This is a genomic window from Alkalihalobacterium alkalinitrilicum, assembly GCF_002019605.1.
GTDB lineage: Bacteria > Bacillota > Bacilli > Bacillales > Bacillaceae_F > Alkalihalobacterium > Alkalihalobacterium alkalinitrilicum.
This window is the reverse complement of record NZ_KV917368.1, coordinates 2,809,717-2,827,067: the sequence shown is the minus strand read 5'-3', so window position 1 is coordinate 2,827,067 and position 17,351 is coordinate 2,809,717. Positions and strand designations below refer to the sequence as shown.

The window sequence follows — 17,351 nt, the reverse complement described above, 5'->3', positions numbered from 1 at the left end:
AGATGGATTTCAAAAAGTATATTACGATCGTAGAAGATTATCCAAAAGAAGGAATTCGTTTTAAAGACATTACAACATTAATGCAAGATGGAGAAGTATATAAAAAAGCAATTGAAGAACTATCAAATTACGCAAACAAAAAAAATGCAGACGTTATTGTTGGACCAGAAGCACGAGGTTTCGTGGTTGGTTGTCCGATTGCATTTGCCTTAGAGAAAGGCTTTGTCCCTGTACGAAAAAAAGGAAAGCTTCCCCGTGAAGTTATTTCTGTTGACTATGGTTTAGAATATGGAAAAGATAGTTTAACGATCCATAAAGATTCAATTCAAAAAGGACAACGTGTCGTCATCGCAGATGACCTTCTGGCAACTGGAGGAACAATTGAAGCTACTATAAATATGGTGGAGCAATTAGGAGGAGAAGTTGTTGGAATTGCTTTTCTAATTGAACTAACGTATTTAGATGGAAGAGACAAACTAAAGAACTATGATGTGTTTACATTAACACAATATTAATTCATAAAAAGAGAAGGTACTCATTAATAGAGTATCTTCTCTTTAGTTTATAATCTATAGAAAATTTGAAGTGAAAGAAAGATAAGCGATTCTCTCTAGTCTTGTCGATAAATCAACGTTTCTAACGGCTAATTCCTTGTGTAATCGTCAAAAATAGGAATTGAGTTCGACATTTTTCGTAATAATTCTTTACACATTGAGACGACTTAATGATAATATAAAGAAATATAGAAAAAATGGGACCAATTATGTAGGGATAAAAAGGTGATTCCATGACGATAGATCAATTATTTGAAAAAGCAGAGCGCTATCTCTCAGAAAAAGATATGGCGTTTATAAAAAAAGCATATGCATATGCTGAAGAGGCACATAGTCAGCAGTATCGAAAATCTGGTGAACCATATATTCACCATCCGATTCAAGTTGCGGGCATACTTGTTGAATTAGGAATGGACCCAGATACGATTGCAGCTGCGTTTCTTCACGATGTGGTAGAAGATACAGATGTGACACTTGAAGAGCTGAAAGAGGCTTTTAATAGTGAAGTAGCGATGCTCGTTGACGGAGTCACAAAACTAGGGAAAATTAAGTATAAGTCCAAAGAAGAACAACAGGCAGAGAACCATCGGAAAATGTTTGTGGCGATGGCGAAAGATATTCGTGTTATCTTAATTAAACTTGCAGACCGTCTTCATAATATGCGAACTCTGAAACATCTGCCTCCAGAAAAACAGCGCCGAATTTCAAATGAAACATTGGAAATATTTGCTCCGTTGGCTCATCGTCTAGGGATTTCAACAATTAAATGGGAATTAGAAGATACAGCTCTTCGTTATTTAGATCCTCAGCAATACTATCGAATCGTTAATCTAATGAAGAAGAAACGTGCAGAGAGAGAGCAATATATTGATGAGGTTGTTAAGAGAATTCGATCGAACTTAAACGATATTCATGTTGTGGCTGATATTTCTGGAAGACCGAAGCATATTTACAGTATCTATCGAAAGATGGCCTTGCAAAATAAACAGTTTAATGAAATTTATGATTTATTAGCTGTTCGGATCATCGTAAAGAATATTAAAGATTGCTATGCAGTTCTTGGTGTTATTCATACGTGCTGGAAGCCTATGCCTGGTCGTTTTAAAGATTATATTGCGATGCCAAAAGCAAACATGTATCAATCTCTTCATACGACTGTTCTTGGCCCAACGGGTGATCCGCTAGAAGTTCAAATCCGATCTGAAGAAATGCATCGTATTGCGGAATTTGGGGTCGCGGCTCACTGGGCATATAAAGAAGGTAAAAGTGTTTCTAATGACGGTGAATCAATGGAAACCAAATTGACATGGTTCCGGGAAATTATTGAGTTCCAAAATGATTCACACGATGCTCAAGAATTTATGGAATCACTAAAAATCGACTTGTTTTCTGATATGGTATTTGTTTTCACGCCAAAAGGAGATGTCATCGAGCTTCCAAGGGGATCTGTCCCATTAGATTTTGCTTATCGCATTCATTCTGAAATCGGCAATCGCTGTATTGGGGCAAAAGTGAATGGAAAGATGGTAACTCTAGATCATCAACTTAAAACAGGCGATATCATTGAAATTATGACTTCGAAGCATTCGTATGGTCCTAGTCAAGATTGGATTAAAATAACACAAAGTTCTCACGCCAAAAATAAAATACGCCAGTGGTTTAAGAAAGAGCGTCGAGAAGAAAATGTAGTTAAAGGTAGAGAAGTGATAGAAAAAGAAGTGAAGGCCCTTGATTTAGATCCAAAAGAGGTTATCACGCCTGAAAATCTCGATGAAGTGGCCCATAAGTTTAGCTTTGCGGGTGAAGAAGATATGTTTGCCGCTGTTGGTTATGGTGGCATGAGTCCTAAGCAAATTGTAAACCGTTTAGCTGAAAAATTTAGAAAAGATACTGGTCAAGAGCAAGAAGAGCAATCGCTTGCTCAAGCAGTAGCAGAAATCCAAACATTAGCACCGAAGAAAAAGACGAGTACAGGTGTTACGGTAAAAGGTGTAGATAATTTATTAATCAGGTTATCAAAATGCTGTAGTCCTGTTCCTGGTGATGACATTATTGGTTATATCACCAAAGGGCGTGGTGTTTCAATTCACCGTACAGACTGTCCAAATGTGTTAACGGAAGAAGCGAAGACACGCTTATTGCAGGTTGAATGGGAAGCGAGTCATCTAGAACATAAAAGTTATCACGTCGATATCGAAATTACTGGATTTGACCGAAATGGCTTATTGAATCAAGTGCTCCACGCAGTTACTGAATCCAGAACGACAATAAATGCAGTGTCGGGTCGTTCCGACCACCGGAATAAGGTTGCAACGATTCATATGACGATATTAATTCAGAATATCGATCATTTGCATAAAGTAGTAGAAAAAATTAAGCAATTGCCTCATATCTATTCTGTACGCAGAATTATGCATTAAGGTTAAACTTACATTCTCGACTGATTGAGAGTGTATCGAATGGAAAAAGAATGGAGTTTGAGTAGGACATGAAAGTTGTTTTACAAAGGGTAAGTGAAGCATCAGTAAAAGTGAATGAAGAGGTTGTCGGAAAAATTAATTCTGGCTTGATGCTTCTTGTTGGAATTACTCATGAAGATACGATTGAAGATGTAAAGTATTTAAGTGATAAAATTGTTAACCTCCGTATTTTTGAAGATGAAGAAGATAAATTAAACCTTTCGTTATTAGATGTCGGCGGGCAAATTTTATCAATTTCTCAATTCACACTTTATGGAGACTGCCGTAAAGGACGCAGGCCCAACTTTATGGGGGCAGCGAAACCCGATATTGCTGAACCGTTATACGAAACCTTTAATGAACAATTGCGTCAAAAAGGTGTGCAAGTTGAAACTGGGATTTTTGGAGCGATGATGGATGTACAGCTCATTAATTATGGTCCCGTGACATTAATCCTTGATAGTAAACAAAATTAACATAGTTTTTTCCCCCTTAACTGAAAGAATTAGGTGATTTTTGGTTATGCTAGTTCTTGATGCTACTAGGGAAGGAAGATTCTATGCGCACAAGTATGAAGCAAGAAGGCAGCGGAAAAAATGAGCACCAACTTTTTCATGTTAATTTTCATGATTTTGTCGAGAAAGAAAATAGCAGCACAAGTATGGAATTAGCAGATGAATTCGGATTGTCTTTAAGAGAAGTGAAACAATTAAAGAAGAAGCTTGGACGAAATTGAAACAAGTAGTTGACATATTAATTAAACATTCGTAAGATAAAAAACAAATGCAAGATCGTATAACCGTTGATGGGGAAAAGTAGTTAAGGTGGCACATGTTTAGAGAGGAAATGTCGAGGCTGAGAGCATTTCTACATGGATCTTAATGAATGAACACTCTGGAGGTTTTTTTCTGAAACACTGTTGTTAGTAGGAAAAAACGTAAGCAAGGCGTTAACTGCTAAAAGTGGAAGCTTAGGCTTCAATAAGGGTGGCACCACGGGTATAACTCTCGTCCCTGATTGATTTATTAATCAGGGGTGGGGGTTTTTTATTGTACAATAAGATGATTAGTGGTGTTGATCGTAAAAGATAACCTTTTTCGAATGGAGATTATTGTAGGAGGATCATAATGAGTATACATATTCCACGAGGAACCCAAGACATTTTGCCTGGAACTTCTGAGTTGTGGCAATTTGTTGAAAGAAAAGCACAAGATATTTGCCGACGCTACAATTATAAAGAAATTAGAACCCCGATTTTTGAACATACAGAACTCTTTCAACGTGGTGTAGGTGACACAACAGATATCGTTCAAAAAGAAACGTATACGTTTACGGATCGTGGCGATCGTAGTCTTACCCTACGGCCAGAAGGAACGGCATCGGTAACACGAGCGTTTGTTGAAAATAAGTTATATGGAAATCCAGGGCAACCGACAAAGTTGTATTATATAGGACCTATGTTTCGTTATGAGCGCCCACAATCAGGAAGAATGCGTCAATTTGTGCAATTTGGGATTGAAGCGTTAGGAAGTAATGACCCTGGGATTGATGCTGAAGTCATGGCACTTGCTATGGAATTCTACCGTGAATTAGGGCTAACTGGCTTGAAGCTTGTGATTAATAGTCTTGGCGACACAGAAAGCCGAATTGCTCACCGCGAGGCATTAATTAACCATTTTAAACCAAGAATAAATGAGTTTTGTTCAGACTGTCAGCAAAGACTCGAGAAAAACCCATTACGAATTTTAGACTGTAAAAAAGATAGGGATCATGAATTAATGGCAACGGCTCCTTCGATACTAGATTATTTAAATGAAGAGTCAGTCTCTTACTTTGAAAAAGTGAAACAACACTTGGATACAATGGGAATTTCATATGTAGTGGATCAGACATTAGTTCGAGGTTTAGATTATTACAACCATACTGCATTTGAGATCATGATTGAAGGTGAAGGTTTCGGTGCAATTACCACTTTATGTGGTGGTGGACGTTACAACGGTCTCGTCGAAAATATTGGAGGTCCAGAAACTCCTGGTATTGGTTTTGCTCTTAGCATTGAACGTTTGCTTATGGCGTTAAAAGCCACCAATATTGTTATTCCAATTGAACAATCGATTGATTGTTACATTGTTGCGTTAGGTGACACTGCGAAAGATAAAGCTGCTAGTCTTTTATTTGAATTACGCAGAGCTGGATTATCTTGTGAAAAAGATTATTTAGACAAAAAAGTTAAGGCACAATTTAAAGCTGCTGATCGACTCGAAGCAAAGTATACAGCTGTTATAGGAGAAGACGAATTAGTAGCAAATAAAATAAATGTGAAGAAAATGAGCACAGGCGAACAAGTAGAAGTATCACTTGATGAATTTATTACATATATGCAAGATACATTGAAGGAGGAGTAAGAATGATAGGGAGAACACACCACTGTGGCCAAATATTAGAGAATACAATTGGTGAAAGAGTACAGTTAAAAGGATGGGTGCAAACTCGTCGTGATTTAGGACAAGTTATTTTTATTGATTTAAGAGACCGTTCTGGTATTGTACAAATCGTATTTAATCCAGAAGTTTCAGCTGAAGCCCATACGATTGCTGACCGTGTTCGTGGTGAGTATGTGTTAGATGTTGAAGGAATAGTAGTTAAACGTGAAGCTGAAACTGTTAATGAAAAAATTCCAACGGGAAAAGTAGAAGTGCATGTTGATCAAATTACCATTCTAAATGCATCAAAAGCGCTTCCTTTTCAAATTGAAGAAGATACAGAAGCTTCAGAAGATGTTCGCTTACGCTACCGATACTTGGATTTACGACGTCCTGATATGCAAAACATCTTTACGTTACGTCATAAAACGACGAAATTAATTCGCGATACACTGGACAACGAGCAATTTTTAGAAATCGAAACACCAATGTTAACAAAAAGTACACCAGAAGGAGCTCGTGACTATCTAGTGCCGAGCCGAGTACATCATGGAGAGTTTTACGCACTTCCTCAGTCACCACAGCTATTCAAACAGTTATTAATGGTTTCTGGTTTTGAGCGCTATTATCAAATTGTTCGTTGTTTCCGAGATGAGGATTTACGAGCGGATCGTCAACCTGAATTTACTCAAGTCGATATTGAGACTTCATTTATGGATAAAGAAGACTTGCTTGGGATGATGGAAACGATGATGGCAAAAATCATGAAAGAATTAAAAGGAATCGATATCACTACTCCTTTCCAACGATTAACTTACGATGATGCGATGAACCGTTACGGGTCAGATAAGCCTGATACCCGTTTTGGTTTAGAGTTATCTGAGTTAACAGATGTGATGAAGAACTCACAATTCAAAGTGTTTGCCAATGCGATTGCCAATGGAGGCATCGTGAAAGGATTAAATGTAAAAGGTGCCGCTACTAAACTTACTCGTAAAGAAATTGACGACCTAGCAGACTTTGTTGCGATTTACGGGGCAAAAGGCTTAGCTTGGTTAAAAGTTGAAGAAAGCGAGTTGAAAGGACCAATTGCGAAGTTCTTAAGCGAGGAAGAAACGAGTGGTATGCGTGAAGCAATGAATGCTGAACCAGGTGACTTGTTGTTCTTTGCTGCTGATAAAAAGCAAATCGTGTTTGATAGCTTAGGAGCGTTACGTTTAAAATTCGGTAAGGACCTAGATTTAATTGATAAGAGCAAGTTTAATTTCTTATGGGTTGTAGATTTTCCATTAGTAGAGTTTGATGAAGACGGTAATCGTTATGTAGCGCTTCACCATCCATTTACAAGTCCGAAAAAAGAAGATTTACATTTACTTGATACAGACCCTGGTCATGTTCGTGCGGAAGCGTATGACCTCGTACTGAATGGTTATGAGCTTGGTGGTGGTTCACAACGTATTTATCAACGTGATGTCCAAGAAAAAATGTTTACTGCACTAGGGTTTTCTGAAGAAGAGGCGAAAGAACAGTTCGGGTTCCTTTTAGACGCGTTTGAATATGGTACACCGCCACATGGTGGTATTGCATTAGGTTTAGATCGTCTCATTATGCTATTAGCAGGGAGAAATAATTTACGTGATACGATTGCATTTCCGAAAACAGCGAGTGCAAGTTGCTTGTTAACAAACGCACCAGGCACGGTGAGTGATGCACAACTTCGTGAATTGAATTTATCGATTGTTCCTAAAAAAGAAGAAGAAAAAAAAGTTCAAGTTTAATAAAAGATTGACAAAGTAAGAACATTCGAATTATAATCATAACTATTAAAATTCGAAAAATTTATTAACTGAAAATATAACTTATCACGAGAGGCTGAGGGACTGACCCGATGATGCCCGGCAACCGGTTTGTATGCCAGACAAACAAAGGTGCTAATTTCAGCAGAGCTATAGCTCTGAAAGATAAGTGGAGGCGTTTAAAAAACCTTTCCCTTATCAGGAGAGGTTTTTTGTTTTCGCGCTTTTTATGAGGAGGGGATTCGGTTGTTAAGTATTGGAATTATTGGTTATGGTACAGTAGGTTCAGGTGTATATGAGCGACTAACAAGTTCGAAAGAGGAATTGCAAAGTGCTTTAAAAAAAGAAATACAGGTAAAAAAAGTGCTAGTGAGGGATTGTAAAAAAGAGCGAAATAATCAAGGTGCAAAGCAATGTATGACGAGCGACCCGGTTAATTTTTTTCAAAACCAATACGACGTTGTTTTTGAGGCGATTGGTGGTGTTGAACCTGCAAGAGACTACATAATAAAACTCATTCAGGCAGGAACATCTATTATTACAGCTAATAAAGAACTAATTGCTAAGCACGGGGCAGAACTAGAGAAGTTAGCTAAGGAGTACCAAGTATATTTAGGCTTTGAAGCAGCTGTTGGTGGTGGAATTCCGATCGTAAACAGTTTTAAAACCTTATTTACAACAACACCGATTCGATCGGTGTCAGGAATTTTGAATGGGACAACAAACTACATTTTAACGGAGATGAAGGAGAAAAATCGGCAGTTTGATGACGTCTTAGCTGAGGCTAAGGTGCTAGGTTATGCTGAAGCGGATCCCACGGACGATATAGAAGGGTATGACGCATTATATAAAATAAGAATTTTAAGTCGGTTGGCGTTTAATGAATGGCCGCGTGAAGAGAATTTCTCCTGTAAAGGGATTAGTGGGATGGAAGTAGAAGCCATTGAATTTGCAGAACGCCAAGGGTTAACGATTAAACTCATTGCAAAAACGGCAAACGAAGACGGAGTAATTAGTGGTTTTGTATCGCCTTCATTCGTAACGCAAACACACCCACTGTACAATATTAATGGTGTAACGAATGGTGTATGTATTGATGGAGAAACGGTTGACTGTATTACGATGAGTGGACCAGGTGCAGGAAAAGAAGCAACTGCTAATAGTATGGTAGAAGACTTTGTTCTCCATGAACAATTTCAAGGTTTTGAAAGACGAAAGGTCCGGCTTTCAAACCAGGTATCGAACAAGGAAACAAAAGTGGTAGTATTTGTTGATGAATTTGAAAAAGAAGAAGTTGTTTTACAACTTCGTACAATTTCAGACTGTATAGATACGGAAGACACCATGAACGGAAAACTAGCTCTCATTGTGAAGTTAGGTTATGGAAAAACAGTATATGATCTAGAAACCTTAATTCAAAAAAGCAGTTACCCGCTTTTAGGCGATTTTTCAGTTAATAAAATTGCTTTACTTTCCTAAACGTGTCAATAAAGGGTGTGGGATTCGTTTTGACTAAATTCGGTATGACGCCTTGATTCGTATGAAGGTATAAAAATCCAATCTCATTAGTCGCTCGTCGATAAGAAATATCAAATACATGTTCAAGTAACAGCTCTTTATCCATTAACCGAATTTTATCGGAATAAAGTTCAATATTAAAGTTTTTTTCAATGGTCAACTTTTTGGTATACTCAATTTTTTGTTCAACAAAGATACAATGCTGAGTGGAGATAGGATCCATTTAAAACACCCTTTAATCATTTATTATTACGTATCACTGTAGCACAGCTTATTTAATTTCGCAAAAAGCATGAAAGACCGCATGCAGTAGAAATAATTAAAAGTGTAGGGACATCGTTAGTCCGAGACAAATCAAGTGAAGGTTGCATTTGTTTTTAGGCCCCATCCCTTTCACCGTTAAAACTTGAGGCGAGGTAGAGAAGTAGAATTTTGTTAGAAATACACTTTATGGAAAATTCAGAAAAATAACTTTTTTTATTCTTGCTCCTCAAATCATTTTATGCTATGATTTCATTAAGAAAAGTAAGAGTCCTAGCGTGTACGTAAGCGCCTGACAGTTTTGAGCCAACACTTTTTTATTGGGAGTTTAAGTCTTCTTTTAGAATGCAGGCCTTGAACGATAAAGGACGCATAAAGAAAGAAGCTTGGCACCCACCTGCGAGAGCAGGTTCAAAACTAGGGAGATACGGCACTTTGGGCCTCTTATTTTTATGTTTTCATTTAATTTTAATAAAATAACAAATAATGTACGTATGTGAACTTGAACGGCACCCTAATTGTTAGACACTAACTAACAATTAGGGTGCCGTTTTTTATTTTATTAAACAGTTTGGTCGAATCAGTTTATGGACATGAACTATTTAGTACATAATAGGAGTATAGATTCCTGAAGAGTATAGCTTTTTCAATAGGGTTATGGTATATTTTACCCCGATTACAATTATAGGTATAATCTGAATAAGAAACGAAATTAGTATAGAGTGTTTGTGTGTTCGTAGAGAAAGGAAGAGGTAAGATGTTGTATCAATTTTCAAGAAATGAATTAGCAATCGGAAAAGATGGAATTCAAACGTTAAAAAACAGCACAGTCGCAGTATTAGGGGTTGGTGGAGTCGGTTCATTTTCGGCAGAAGCATTAGCAAGATCAGGTGTTGGACGCCTTGTACTTGTGGATAAAGATTATGTCGATATTACAAACGTAAACCGTCAAATTCATGCTCTAATATCCACAGTGGGCAAGCCGAAAGTAGACTTAATGAAAGAACGAATAAAAGATATTAATCCTGATTGTGAAGTCATTGCTCTAAAAATGTTTTATACAGAAGAAACGTATGAACAATTTTTTGATTATGGTTTAGATTTTGTCGTTGATGCGTGTGATACAATAACGTACAAAATTCATGTCATTAAACAATGCTTGCAACGCAACATTGGCATTATTTCGAGTATGGGTGTAGCCAATAAAATGGACCCAACGCGGTTGCGTATTGCTGATATTTCTAAAACGAGTTATGATCCGATTGCTAAAGTGGTTCGGACAAAGCTCCGTAAAGAAGGAATACATAAAGGAGTCAATGTTGTTTTCTCAGACGAAAGCCCAGTCAAAATTCGTGAAGAAATCCGGAAAGAAATTGTTCCCGAATCTGCAGAAGAAGGACCGATTCGGAAGGCAAAACTCCCACCATCTTCTAATGCATTTGTGCCCTCAGTTTCAGGGTTGATTATGGCAGGCCATGTTATTACGAAGATACTAGAACAAAATCACATTCATATTGAACGATAAAAAAGTTGCTAATTTAGCAGCTTTTTTTGTTTATGAGATATTTTCCGAAAACTATATTGAATATTTTTTGACAAATCCTTATAATGAAAAAAGATTTAAACATCTGATGACCATAAGATAAGGTGATAAGGTCATACGTTATTAGTTCAGAATATGAGGGGAGTTTGTTCTATGGGTTTAGGGGTTTTATCGTTTTTGGCACTTATTCCAATTTTAACGGTCTTTCTTTTTTTAGTTATTTTACGATGGCCAGCGAAACGGGCAATGCCGTTAGCTTTTATTGTAACCGTTTTAGTGGCATTGTTTGTGTGGGATGTTCCAACAAATCAAGTTGCAGCTGCAAGTACAAGAGGTGTTGTCTCTGCGTTAGAAGTACTACTAATTGTGTTTGGGGCAATTTTGCTTTTGAACGCTTTGAAAGAAAGCGGTGCCATTCAAACGATTCGACAAACATTTACAGATGTATCACCAGATCGCCGTGTACAAGCAATTATTATTTGTTGGTTGTTTGGTTCTTTCATTGAAGGTGCTTCTGGTTGGGGAACACCTGCTGCAATAGCAGCGCCGTTATTAGTTGCTATAGGCTTTCCTGCAATGGGAGCTGTTATCGTCGCTCTAATTATTCAATCTACACCAGTATCATTTGGTGCAGTAGGTACACCAATCTTAATTGGTGTGAATTCTGGTTTAAGTGAATAAATGATGGTTCAAGAAACGGCGGCGAGCCTTGGTATGACATTTGATGCATACATTCGCGCTATTGGTGGAGAAGTTGCCATCATACATGCAATCGTCAGGTTGTTTATACCATTATTCATGGTCACCATGCTGACAAAGTTCTTTGGAAAAAATAGATCCGTTACCGAAGGGTTAGCGATTTGGAAATTTGCTTTATTTGCAGGTCTTGCGTTTACGGTTCCCTACGCATTAGTAGCGAATTTACTTGGACCTGAGTTTCCTTCCATGTTCGGTGGATTAATTGGACTCGCTATTGTTATTCCTGCGGCAAAACGAGGCTTCCTTTTACCTAAGAAAACGTGGGATTTTGAAGATAGAGCAAACTGGGATCCAGATTGGGTAGGTCAATTAAAAGTATCTACACAACCTGTAGGAAAGAAAATTTCACCATTTATGTCATGGTTACCTTACGTAATCGTAGGGGTAGTCCTTGTGTTGACTCGAATGAATTCATTGCCTTTTGGTGATTGGTTAAAAGCAGCAAAATTTACGGCGACAGATGTATTTGGTACTTCAATTACATTTACAAGTCCTCCTTTAAATTTGCCAGGTTCGATCTTAATCTTAGTCTCATTTGTTGTCTTTTTTATGCACAAAATGGATACAAAAGCATATGGACGTGCGGTAAAAGAATCGTTCGGAACAGTTGTAAGTGCAGCACCTGCCTTATTGTTTGCTGTGCCGATGGTTCAAGTCTTTATTAATTCAGGTGTAAATGCTTCGGGGTATAGTAGTATGCCACTGGTTCTGGCCGAAACTGTTTCCGTGGCATTAGGTGAAAACTGGCCTGCTGTAGCTCCAACGATTGGAGCATTAGGGGCATTTGTTGCTGGTAGTAATACCATTAGTAACATGATGTTTTCACTATTTCAGTTCGGTGTAGCTGAAAATATCGGTGTAGCCGCATCAACGATTATTGCTTTACAAGCCGTTGGCGGGGCTGCTGGAAACATGACCTGTGTTCATAATGTCGTTGCTGCTTCTGCTGCGGCTGGATTACTCGGTAAAGAAGGGAATATTATTCGTAAGACGTTAATCCCTACTGCCTTCTATGTAATCTTTGCGGGAGGAATCGGTTTTGTTCTCATAAATGGAGTTGGGTATAATCTAGGTACTTTCATGGTAATGATTGTGATTGTAGCTGCTATTTTTGCCTTTTATAAAGGAAGCGAAAAAAACCGAAAAATTGAAAAAGAAGATATAGCAGCATAATTGGTGAAACTTGGATTTCAAATTATTAAAAGACAAGCTCCACATGTAATGTGGGGCTTGAAAGTTTTTACTATTCCTATTAAAGTAAGTGATATAAGTATACACATCTGATGACCAGATAACCTAAGGGGATGAAATGTATGAAAGTATCATTATTTGTAACTTGTCTAGCGGATGTTTTCTATCCAGGTGTCGGAAAAGATACGGTCGAAATATTAGAGCGTCTAAATTGTGAAGTTGTATTTCCAGATAATCAAACGTGCTGTGGTCAACCAGCATACAATAGTGGGTATCATAAGGAAGCAAAGGATGTTGCCAAGCATATGATCGAGACGTTTGCCTCATCTGATTATGTGGTATCGCCGTCTGGTTCTTGCGTTTCTATGATTCATGAATATCCTCACCTTTTTAAAGACGATCAAGCGTGGCAGGAAAGAGCGAAAGCGTTAGTAGCTAAAACGTTTGAACTAACACAGTTTATTGTAGATGTACTAAAAATTGAAGATGTGGGAGCATCGTTACCTACAAAAGCAACGTACCATACATCTTGTCACATGACTCGTTTATTAGGTGTTAAAGATGCCCCGATGAAGTTGTTAGAAAATGTCGAAGGGTTAGAATTTGCTAGCTTACCAAATAAAGAAACGTGCTGTGGTTTTGGTGGAACATTCTCAGTTAAAATGGTTCCAATTTCAGAGCAGATGGTGAATGAAAAAATTGAACATATCGAAGAAACAGAAGCTGAAGTTTTAATTGGGGCGGATTGTGGTTGTTTAATGAATATTGGTGGTCGGATTGAACGTCAGGGTAAACCAATCAAAGTGATGCATATTGCACAGGTTTTAAATAGTAAAAAATAATAAATTGTAAGGTGGTGATTTGAATGCCGATGAAAATTAGTGATGAACAATTTTTTGGTCGAGTCGAGAAAGGGCTAAAAAATGAGTTTATGAGAAATGCGATGGTTTCTGCTCAGGAACGTTTAAAAAATAAAAAACTAGAAGCGCAAGAAGAGCTTGGAAACTGGGAGGAGTGGCGAAACCTTGCTGAAGAAATTCGCCAACATACTCTTGAGAATTTAGATTATTATTTAGAACAGTTAACGGATAATGTCATTCAACGTGGTGGAAATGTCTTTTTTGCGCAAACGGCAGAAGAAGCGAATGAGTATATTACGAATATTGCAAAACAAAAACAAGCCAAGAAAATTATTAAATCGAAATCAATGGTTACAGAAGAAATTAGCATGAACCAAGCGTTAGAAGCATTAGGATGTGAAGTAATCGAGTCTGATTTAGGAGAGTATATTCTTCAAATTGATGATCATGACCCCCCTTCGCATCTCGTCGCACCTGCGTTACACAAGAATAAAGATCAAATCAGAGATACATTCCAAGAAAAACGCGGATACACGAAATCATCCAAACCTGAAGAACTAGCTTTATTTGCAAGAGAACAGCTTCGCGCGGAATTTTTAGAAGCAGATATCGGAATTACAGGCTGTAACTTTGCTGTAGCAGAATCAGGAAGTATTTCACTTGTTACTAACGAAGGAAACGCACGTCTTTCAACAACACTTCCCAAAACACAAATTACGGTTATGGGGATGGAGCGAATTGTTCCTACGTGGGAAGAACTTGATATTTTAGTTAGTATGTTATGTCGAAGTGCTGTTGGACAAAAGCTAACAAGTTATATTACAGGGTTAACAGGACCGAAAGATGCAGGCGATGTTGATGGACCAGAAGAATTCCATCTAGTCATTGTTGACAACGGCCGTTCAAACATATTGGGAACGGAATTCCAATCGGCGCTTCAATGTATTCGTTGTGCGGCTTGTATTAACGTTTGTCCTATCTATCGTCATATCGGTGGTCACTCTTACGGTTCCATATATCCTGGACCAATTGGAGCAGTATTATCACCATTACTAGGTGGTTATGACGATTATAAAGAACTTCCTTTCGCTTCTAGCTTATGTGCAGCATGTACCGAAGCTTGTCCAGTAAAAATTCCACTTCACGACTTACTCGTCAAACATCGTCGTAACATTGTTGAAGAACAAGGAAAAGGTGGTTTTGGTGAAAAGTTAGCAATGAAAGGCTTTGCTATGGCAGCAAGCTCACCAAAGTTGTATAACATGGGATCGAAAGTAGCTCCGTCGATGATGGGACCTTTCTCAAAAGAAGGGAAAGTAACGAAAGGACCAGGACCAATTAAACCGTGGACCGATATTCGGGATTTCCCAGAACCAAGCAAACAAAGCTTCCGTAAGTGGTTTAAGGAACGTGAGAAGGGGGAGAAGAACTAATGACTACTGGAACAGTGCATAACAAAGAAAAATTTCTGAACCAAGTTGCTCAAAGCTTAGGTCGACAACGACAAACGAAGCCAGTTACTCGTCCGAACTGGAAACATCAGCCACAATGGGAAGTTTATAGAGATTTTACTCAAGACGAACTATTAGCTGTGTTAAAGGATCAATGTACTCGTATTCATACCGATGTGGCTATGGCGACAACGGAAACGTTAACTCAAGTATTAGCTGAGGTCGTGAGTCGTTACGGAGCAAAATCGATTGTAAGCTGGGATGACCCACGTTTTGCAGAGTACGGAATTGATCAATATTATGAAAAAGTGAATACAACAGGAACTAATGTTCATATATGGGATACTAATGTCGGAGAAGAAAATATAAAATTAGCCGAAAGAGCGGATATCGGAATTACATTCGCTGATATAACACTCGCTGAATCTGGAACGGTTGTTTTACTTAGTGGTAATGGAAAAGGAAGATCGGTGAGTTTGTTACCACAGTATTACGTAGCACTCATTCCGAAAAGTACGATTGTACCCCGTATGACACAAGCAACACACTATATTCATAAGCTTCAAGAAGAAACAGGGAAAGTTCCTTCTTGTGTAAACTTTATTTCAGGTCCTAGTAACAGTGCTGATATCGAGATGAACTTAGTGGTCGGTGTTCATGGTCCTGTTAAAGCAACGTACATTATAATAGAAGATAAATGAATACTCCCGCCACTTAATTCTTTTAGGATTTGAAGTGGGGGTTTCTAGGGTATCGACTTTGACGATGACGATTAACCACCAGTGGAGTTGACACATTGGTGTGCTGAAAACACCCAACCCCGCTATCCCATTGGTCTTGCCTTTGGGATTACTTTTATTTAATCACCAGCGTTATGGGTTGCAATAAAGTTTGAACACTAGTAAACGGTTCATTAAAGGCTTTAGGGAACACTTTTCTCATAATATTGGCCGCACCATTCACATCAGCATTAATAATGGTTCCGTTTTTCGAACAATAAAGTCCGCGCTTAATACGCTTACCCGAAAATGATTTTTTCGAATCAACTTCTCCGTAAACGGGGATTTCGTCATGATCTAAGAAGCTTGCTTTTGATGTATACAATTCTTCGTTTACGATGACTTTAATTCCATGTTTTTCAGCTTTGTATTTTATCATCTGAATTAAAAAGCTATGTGGTATCGCTGTGAATGATTGGTTGTTCCTTTTACCCATATTCGAATGTTGTTTCCATTCTTTGTTTTGGCCGATGATGATGGTATCAACATCTTCCTCTAAGGCGATTTTCTCGATTTGGTGGCTCGCTTTATCGAAAAGCGCAAGCGCCCGTTTAGCGACGTACGGACTGGACTAAGCCGTAGGAGATAAAGGAAACACGAAGAACGCTAGTGAGTCGATGTTGACTTATCGTACGGAGGTGAGGGAAGTCTCGATAGTCGCTGGGTGCTGGAGCTAGACAATGAAACAAATCTTTGATTTGATTAAAACGTTTTTTATTGATTTGTTCTAACTGCTTGGAAGTAAAGGGACCTTCGTTTGGATTTTTCCCTTGACGAAGAATACCTATAAAATGAGCTTTTAATTGGTTGTAGCGTTGATTAACAGATTTGATGTTTTTGCCCTTCACTAATACAGGTATTCGACCTGTGTTGGTGACAATGGTTGCAACGTTATCAATACCAAAATCAACAGACATGAAACGCTTTTTCGTTGGTTTCATACCTTGTTCCGTACGAACTTCGAAAATTAACTCCACTACATAATGACCATACTTTGGGATGACACGCACCTGTTTCAGTTTCCCTTCAGTGAAACCTAATTTCCCAATGTTTAATCGTTCCTTTGTTTTGGGAAATTTCAAAAATTTATTTTCTTTTATTACACAATCTTGGTTCGAGAATGAAACCTCTTTCTCTTTCGCACGACTGTAACCAGGAATTCTTGGTCTTGCTTTAAACTTAGTAGGGTTCATCTTGTATTCTTTCAAGCTTGCGTAAAACGATTTCCAATTTTGAAACACTATTTTCATGATTCCTTGGCTACTTTGAGTAGGCATGGACCGATAATCATGTAGAGCCATCGATTTAAAAAGAGCATCTAGTAAATTGTAATCAACACAAGGTTTCTCTTTTGATGGCCCTTTAAATAAATTGCATTTGATTTCTTTTTGTTTTTCCACAGGTTTCGCTTTTTCTTTCGCTAATTTCTTTTGATACGCTAGAAGTTGGTTATCATTCATCCTAGGGAAATGCTTTTGTAACGTATCTAAAACTCCTGTTTGAAGAGAGTGTAATTCTTTTTCTTGCGTGAGTCCAGTAAAAATCTGACGAATATAAAAGTGGGTCGAGTTATACAATTTTTTTGCGTTTTGACACATTTCAGTAAAGTAAGGATGGATCCGATGACCGTTTTTAACCCAGATTTGCATAGTTTTGTAGGTTGTCATTTTGGTCTTACCTCCAAACGTATGTTCCACAAAAATTATTTTACCAAAAAAGGCATAAAAAACATAGTCCTTAAAACTGCCAATTCACCT

Annotated in this window: 12 protein-coding genes, 1 other RNA gene, 3 pseudogenes, 1 riboswitch and 1 other annotated feature; of the genes and pseudogenes, 13 read left to right on the top strand and 3 right to left on the bottom strand. The window is 38.0% G+C overall.

Features of this window, described 5'->3' with window-relative positions:
- The first annotated feature begins 2 nt into the window (after positions 1-2).
- From BK574_RS13570 to BK574_RS13545, 7 genes are all read left to right on the top strand, one after another.
- The gene (locus BK574_RS13570) at positions 3-515 is read left to right on the top strand and encodes an adenine phosphoribosyltransferase (RefSeq protein WP_075389133.1); all 513 of its coding nucleotides are present in this window, start codon (positions 3-5) and stop codon (positions 513-515) included.
- Positions 516-787: 272 nt separating this feature from the next.
- A complete protein-coding gene (locus BK574_RS13565; protein ID WP_078428975.1) occupies positions 788-2,974 on the top strand; it encodes a RelA/SpoT family protein in 2,187 nt (728 codons plus the stop codon).
- A 68-nt stretch (positions 2,975-3,042) separates the two neighbouring features.
- Positions 3,043-3,489 (top strand): D-aminoacyl-tRNA deacylase, encoded by a 447-nt coding sequence (gene dtd / locus BK574_RS13560; protein WP_078428974.1) that lies wholly within the window; start codon positions 3,043-3,045, stop codon positions 3,487-3,489.
- A gap of 95 nt (positions 3,490-3,584) precedes the next feature.
- The gene (locus tag BK574_RS27890) at positions 3,585-3,749 is read left to right on the top strand and encodes a hypothetical protein (RefSeq protein ID WP_169917330.1); all 165 of its coding nucleotides are present in this window, start codon (positions 3,585-3,587) and stop codon (positions 3,747-3,749) included.
- Between the two features lie 57 nt (positions 3,750-3,806).
- Positions 3,807-4,031: a binding site (T-box leader), on the top strand.
- 109 nt (positions 4,032-4,140) lie between these two features.
- The gene (gene hisS, locus BK574_RS13555; RefSeq protein ID WP_078428973.1) at positions 4,141-5,418 is read left to right on the top strand and encodes a histidine--tRNA ligase; all 1,278 of its coding nucleotides are present in this window, start codon (positions 4,141-4,143) and stop codon (positions 5,416-5,418) included.
- A gap of 2 nt (positions 5,419-5,420) precedes the next feature.
- Positions 5,421-7,214, top strand: coding sequence for an aspartate--tRNA ligase (gene aspS, locus BK574_RS13550; protein WP_078428972.1), 1,794 nt, complete (start codon positions 5,421-5,423; stop codon positions 7,212-7,214).
- A 78-nt stretch (positions 7,215-7,292) separates the two neighbouring features.
- Positions 7,293-7,404, top strand: a riboswitch (SAM riboswitch).
- Positions 7,405-7,478: 74 nt separating this feature from the next.
- Positions 7,479-8,711, top strand: a complete 1,233-nt coding sequence (locus BK574_RS13545; protein ID WP_158211654.1) for a homoserine dehydrogenase — start codon at positions 7,479-7,481, stop codon at positions 8,709-8,711.
- On the opposite strand, the gene BK574_RS13540 is transcribed toward BK574_RS13545, so the two are convergent.
- Positions 8,686-8,973 carry a hypothetical protein gene (locus BK574_RS13540; RefSeq protein ID WP_078428970.1) on the bottom strand — a complete coding sequence of 96 codons (288 nt, stop codon included), beginning with the start codon at positions 8,971-8,973 and terminating at the stop codon, positions 8,686-8,688. The two genes, BK574_RS13545 and BK574_RS13540, sit on opposite strands and share 26 nt — an antisense overlap.
- Before the next feature lie 305 nt (positions 8,974-9,278).
- On the opposite strand from BK574_RS13540, the gene ssrS reads away from it, so the two are divergent.
- The 6 genes and pseudogenes from ssrS (at position 9,279) to BK574_RS13510 (ending at position 15,516) form a co-directional block, all read left to right on the top strand.
- Positions 9,279-9,457, top strand: a non-coding RNA gene (gene ssrS, locus BK574_RS13535) — 6S RNA.
- Positions 9,458-9,768: 311 nt separating this feature from the next.
- Positions 9,769-10,536 (top strand): tRNA threonylcarbamoyladenosine dehydratase, encoded by a 768-nt coding sequence (locus BK574_RS13530; protein WP_078428969.1) that lies wholly within the window; start codon positions 9,769-9,771, stop codon positions 10,534-10,536.
- Positions 10,537-10,707: 171 nt separating this feature from the next.
- Positions 10,708-12,486 (top strand): annotated as a pseudogene (locus tag BK574_RS13525) (L-lactate permease).
- Between the two features lie 140 nt (positions 12,487-12,626).
- Positions 12,627-13,346, top strand: a complete 720-nt coding sequence (locus BK574_RS13520; protein WP_078428968.1) for a (Fe-S)-binding protein — start codon at positions 12,627-12,629, stop codon at positions 13,344-13,346.
- Between the two features lie 23 nt (positions 13,347-13,369).
- A complete protein-coding gene (locus BK574_RS13515) occupies positions 13,370-14,797 on the top strand; it encodes a LutB/LldF family L-lactate oxidation iron-sulfur protein (RefSeq protein WP_075389123.1) in 1,428 nt (475 codons plus the stop codon).
- Positions 14,797-15,516 (top strand): LutC/YkgG family protein, encoded by a 720-nt coding sequence (locus tag BK574_RS13510; protein ID WP_078428967.1) that lies wholly within the window; start codon positions 14,797-14,799, stop codon positions 15,514-15,516. The genes BK574_RS13515 and BK574_RS13510 overlap by 1 nt, the downstream gene beginning before the upstream one ends.
- A 154-nt stretch (positions 15,517-15,670) precedes the next feature.
- Here BK574_RS13510 and BK574_RS13505 read toward each other — a convergent pair.
- Positions 15,671-16,123 (bottom strand): annotated as a pseudogene (locus tag BK574_RS13505) (IS200/IS605 family accessory protein TnpB-related protein); the annotation flags it as partial.
- Between the two features lie 151 nt (positions 16,124-16,274).
- Positions 16,275-17,261 (bottom strand): annotated as a pseudogene (locus tag BK574_RS13500) (nuclease/transposase family protein); the annotation flags it as partial.
- Between the last annotated feature and the right edge of the window lie 90 nt (positions 17,262-17,351).